The organism is Patulibacter sp. NPDC049589 (assembly GCF_040675535.1).
Taxonomy (GTDB): domain Bacteria; phylum Actinomycetota; class Thermoleophilia; order Solirubrobacterales; family Solirubrobacteraceae; genus Patulibacter.
The window spans coordinates 1-4,033 of sequence record NZ_JBFAPC010000280.1 but is presented as its reverse complement, the minus strand read 5'-3'; the positions used below and the strand labels follow the sequence as shown (position 1 = coordinate 4,033).

The following is a 4,033-nucleotide window of genomic DNA, read 5'->3' as shown; positions in this document are numbered from 1 at the left end:
TGCGCGAGAACCCGTACGCCGCGCTCTGCCTGCACTGGCAGCCGGTCTACCGCCAGATCCGCGTGTCCGGCCCGTGCCACGAGGGCGGGTGCTGCGCCGGCCGGGTCGCGTGGCGGGCAGGTTGCCCATCACGTCCTCGGGGGCTGCCTGGTCCTGGGACTCGTCCGCGTCGGCCATCGTGCCCTGATGGTGGCGCATGGACCCGTCGGACGCGTCGACACGTGCGATACCGCACACGACGGGCGTTTCGCGTGCGGATTCGTCGAAGAGGGTGCATCTTTTCTGGGCTACGGGTGTATTGGAAGCTGACGACGCCGCACCCGGCGCTGCCGCCCTCTCGTACGCGGGGAGGTGGCCTCCGGGCGTGGTAGACTTCTGGAACGCTGTCGGTAGCCTGGGCCGCTTGCGCCTATCAAGAGATACGGCCGACGCACTCCTCTTCTCTTATGCATTTTCCGTCCCGCCGTGGCCCGGCGGGGCGCCGATGGGACGCCTCATATATGTCTGCAGTCGAACTCCAGGAACTCGAAGAGGTCAAGACGCTGGTCCACCGGGGCCAGACGCTCGGCGTGCTGACGCACGCCGAGGTCCAGAAGGCAATCGCCGAGCTGGACTTCGATGACTCCGACGTCGAGGAGCTGAACACCTACCTCGAGAAGATCGAGATCGAGCTCGTCGACGAGATCGATCCGGCCCACGCGGCCAACCAGGTGGAGCGGGCACCGGAGAAGCGCACGCGCAAGAAGCGCGTCGCGACCCCGCTGGACCTCCGCCCCGACATGACGACGGACAGCCTCCAGCTGTTCCTCAAGGACATCGGCAAGGTCCGCCTGCTGACGGCCGCCGAGGAGGTCGACCTCGCCAAGCGGATCGAGCGCGGCGACCTCGACGCGAAGCAGAAGATGGTGGAGTCCAACCTCCGCCTCGTCGTCTCGATCGCGAAGAACTACCGCAACCAGGGCCTGCCGTTCCTCGACCTGATCCAGGAGGGCACGCTGGGCCTCGTCCGCGCGGCGGAGAAGTTCGACTACCGCAAGGGCTTCAAGTTCTCCACGTACGCCACGTGGTGGATCCGTCAGGCGATCGCCCGCGCCCTGGCCGACAAGGCGCGGACGATCCGCATCCCGGTCCACGTCGTCGAGAAGCTCAACAAGATCGGCCGCGCCGAGCGCAAGCTCGTCACGGAGCTCGGTCGCGAGCCCACCCCGGAGGAGATCGCCGAGGTCACCGGCATCGACCCCGAGGAGGTCGAGTCGATCAAGCGCTCCGCCCAGGCCCCGGTCTCGCTGGAGAAGCCGGTCGGTGACGAGGAGGAGTCCGAGTTCGGGCAGTTCATCGCCGACGAGCGTGCGGAGTCGCCGTACGAGCGCGCGGCGGAGATCCTGACCAAGGAGCACCTCCGCGAGGCGCTGGAGAACCTGAGCTACCGCGAGCGCCGCGTCCTCGAGCTGCGCTACGGCCTCGGCGGCGAGAAGCCGTGCACGCTGGACGAGGTGGGCCACCGCTTCAACGTCACGCGCGAGCGGATCCGCCAGATCGAGAACCAGTCGCTGAAGAAGCTGCAGTCGCTGGCCGAGGCGCAGAAGCTGCGGGACGTGGCGTAGCCCCTCCGCATCGCAACACGCCGAAGGGCGCCCCGCGGGGCGCCCTTCGCCGTTCCGGGGACGGTCAGCGGACGCGGGACCAGGACGGGCCCGTCACGACGAAGCCCTTCGCGACGCGGCGGGCCGCGCCGCCCTTGGTCGGGACGACCCACAGGTCCTTGCCGCGGTTGAAGGCCACCTGGGTCCCGTCGGGGCTGAAGCCGCCGACGACGTCGTCGGTGCCGTCGGTCAGGGTGCGGACGCGCGCGGCCGTCGCCGGGTCGAAGAGCTCGATGCGCCCGCGGAAGCGCTGGGGCCGCTGCTCGACGGGCTCGGACGCGGTCGCCAGGAGCCGGCCCTTCGGGTCCAGCGCGACGCCGTCGAACGCCCGGGTCGGATCGGTGACCACGGGACGGACCGGGTCGCCCTCGCCGTCGAGGAGCTCGAGGTCGTGGTTCCGCGACCCGGCGGTGATGAGCCGGGTGCCCCACCAGCCGCCGCTCTGGTGGAAGGCCTCGACGACCGTCGGCTTCGCCTCGCCGCTGCTGCGGCGGAACAGCGCCAGGGTCTGCACCTGCCGGCAGACGCCGAACGCGTCGCATTGCTGGACCTGGATCTCGGTCTTCCACGCGACGGTCCGGCCGTTCGGGCTGATCAGCGGGATCGCCCCACCGCCGACCTGCTTGGCGCCCTTGGCACGCCCGTTGGCCCGGTAGATCCGCCGGCCCCGCGCGTACGCGATCGTCCGGCCGTCCACCGTGCTGGTGACCCCCTGGAACGGTGCGCCGACCGTGCCCTTCAGCACGCGCGTCACCTTCCCGCTCCGCGGATCGACCGTGCAGAGGTTCCGCGTCTGGCAGACGCCGTGGATCACGGTCGCGGGACGGCGGGCGGCCGTGGCCGACGTGACGGGGCCGACGGTCGCCACGGCGACCGCGACGATCCCGGCTGATGCCGCGAGGGTGGTGCGCAGGGACCGCGGGCGGGACGCGCGCGGGCAGGACGTCGGGACGGGGTGTGACATGGGGCCTCCGGGGGCGAGGACTGGCGCGTCAACGCTACCGGTCGGAGGGGCTCCCGGGGGCTTCCGGCTCGCGCGCGGCGGTCCAGGACGCTCGGCCGAACGTCCACGCCGGCCCGTGCGGCTGGCGGACGCGCGCGGAGCGGTCGATCTCACGACCATGCCGATCGACCTCCGTGCCTGCCTGACCGCCCTCGTCGCGGGTGGCGGCTCCGATCTCCACCTCAAGGTCGGTCGTCCTCCGCTCGGTCGCTTCGACGGCGTCCTGCGCCCGATCCTGCCGGGTCTGCCGCCCAGCTCCGCGGAGGACACCGAGGCCGTCCTGCGCGTGATGCTGAAGACCGAGGACGCCGTGCGCACCTTCGCCGAGGACCACGAGCTCGACCTCGCCCACCACGAGGAGGGCGTCGCGCGCCTGCGCGTCAACGCGTTCCGCCAGCGCGGGCTCGTCTCGATCGTCTGCCGCGTCGTCCCCGACGCCCCGACGTCGCTCGAGGAGCTCGGCCTGCCCGCGGCGATCTCGGAGCTCGCCGACGAGGAGCGCGGCCTGGTCCTCGTCACCGGCATCACGGGCTCCGGCAAGTCGACGACGCTCGCCGGCATGATCGACCGGATCAACCGCGCCAAGCCGTGCCATGTCGTCACGATCGAGGACCCGATCGAGATGCTGCACCAGGACCGGCTCGCCGTCATCAACCAGCGGGAGGTCGGCAGCGACACGGCGTCGTTCGGCCAGGCGCTCCGCCGCGTCCTGCGCCAGGACCCGGACGTCATCCTGATCGGCGAGCTCCGCGACGAGGAGACCGTCCGCGCCGCCCTGTCGGCCGCCGAGACCGGCCACCTCGTCCTCTCGACCGTCCACACGATCGACGCCGCCGAGGCCGTCGGCCGTCTCGTCGGCTTCTTCCCGCCGCACCAGCACGTCCAGATCCGCGAGATGCTCGCCACGACGCTGCAGGGCGTCGTCTCGCAGCGCCTCGTGCCGCTGGCCGAGGGCAAGGGGCGGATGGCGGTCTGCGAGATCCTCCGGGCCACCGGCCTGGTGAAGGACATCCTCCGCGACGCGGGCCGCACGGGCGAGCTGAACGCGGTGATCGCCGAGGGCGGGCACTACGGGATGCAGACGTTCGACCAGGCGCTCTGCCGGTTCGTGCTCGACGGCGTGGTCACCCGCGACGACGCGATGCGCGCCGCCGCGCGGCCGCACGACCTCGACCTGCTGCTGCGCGCCGACGGCCGCTCCGGCACGTCGATGGCCGACGTCGCCGACGCGACCCGCCGGAGCGCGGCCGCCATCGGCGGCGACCCGCTGGCCCCGGCGGCGCTGCCGGTCGTCTAGAAGACCGCTGAAGAAGTCGTTCTGGTGGTGCGTGCGGGAACGGCGAGCCGCGGCACGTCGTTGGGGTGATTTTCGGATCGGTGCCCCGGG

General features: G+C 71.8%; 3 protein-coding genes. 2 read left to right on the top strand and 1 reads right to left on the bottom strand.

Annotated features, from left to right (window positions below; genetic code table 11):
* Positions 1 to 500 precede the first annotated feature (500 nt).
* Positions 501 to 1,604: a sigma-70 family RNA polymerase sigma factor gene (locus tag AB0L40_RS26980; protein WP_364361771.1), complete on the top strand. Its 1,104-nt coding sequence runs from the start codon at positions 501 to 503 to the stop codon at positions 1,602 to 1,604.
* Positions 1,605 to 1,668: 64 nt separating this feature from the next.
* Here the strand turns inward: AB0L40_RS26980 and AB0L40_RS26975 are convergent, their stop codons facing one another.
* On the bottom strand, positions 1,669 to 2,607 hold the full coding sequence (locus AB0L40_RS26975) for a hypothetical protein (protein WP_364361769.1): 939 nt from the start codon (positions 2,605 to 2,607) through the stop codon (positions 1,669 to 1,671).
* 157 nt (positions 2,608 to 2,764) lie between these two features.
* Here AB0L40_RS26975 and AB0L40_RS26970 point away from each other — a divergent pair, with 157 nt between their 5' ends.
* Positions 2,765 to 3,943: a PilT/PilU family type 4a pilus ATPase gene (locus tag AB0L40_RS26970; RefSeq protein WP_364361767.1), complete on the top strand. Its 1,179-nt coding sequence runs from the start codon at positions 2,765 to 2,767 to the stop codon at positions 3,941 to 3,943.
* The last annotated feature ends 90 nt before the right edge of the window (positions 3,944 to 4,033 follow it).